Source organism: Lysinibacillus sp. FJAT-14745 (assembly GCF_001275675.1).
Lineage (GTDB): Bacteria > Bacillota > Bacilli > Bacillales_A > Planococcaceae > Lysinibacillus.
Window position 1 is genome coordinate 1 of record NZ_LITM01000028.1, and the last position, 548, is coordinate 548.

1 protein-coding gene is annotated in these 548 nt (G+C 39.4%); it reads left to right on the forward strand.

Annotated elements, in window-relative coordinates:
- A partial coding sequence (locus AMS59_RS23945) for an AMP-binding protein (protein WP_156304779.1) occupies positions 1-548 on the forward strand: 548 nt, incomplete at both ends.

The window sequence follows — 548 nt, forward strand, 5'->3', positions numbered from 1 at the left end:
AGCGAACAGGAGAAAGAGAAAGTTCTATATACTTTTAATGCTACAGAAGCAGAGTATCCAAAAGACAAAACGATTATTGAATTGTTTGAAGAACAAGTTAAAAAGACACCGGATCATATTGCAGTGGAATTTAACGAACAAACTCTTTCCTACAAACAGCTCAATGCGAGGGCAAACGATGTCGGTCAGATGTTAAGGGAGCTGGGCGTTAAGCCAGATAGCATTGTAGGAATTGTCACAGATAGGTCACTCGAAATGATCATTGGAATCTATGGCATTTTAAAAGCTGGTGGGGCTTACTTACCAATTCACCCAGAGCACCCAATAGACAGAATCAAATATATGATAGAAGATAGCGAAACCACAGTGTTATTAGCGGGACCAGGTAGTACAGATGTCACTAAAGAACTACAGGACATGACCAAAATCGATTTGATGGAATGTACAGAAGAATTGGAAAATAACCTCGAACATGTTTCCAAATCAAATCATCTGGCCTATGTCATCTATACTTCTGGAACTACTGGAAAACCGAAAGGTGTCATGGT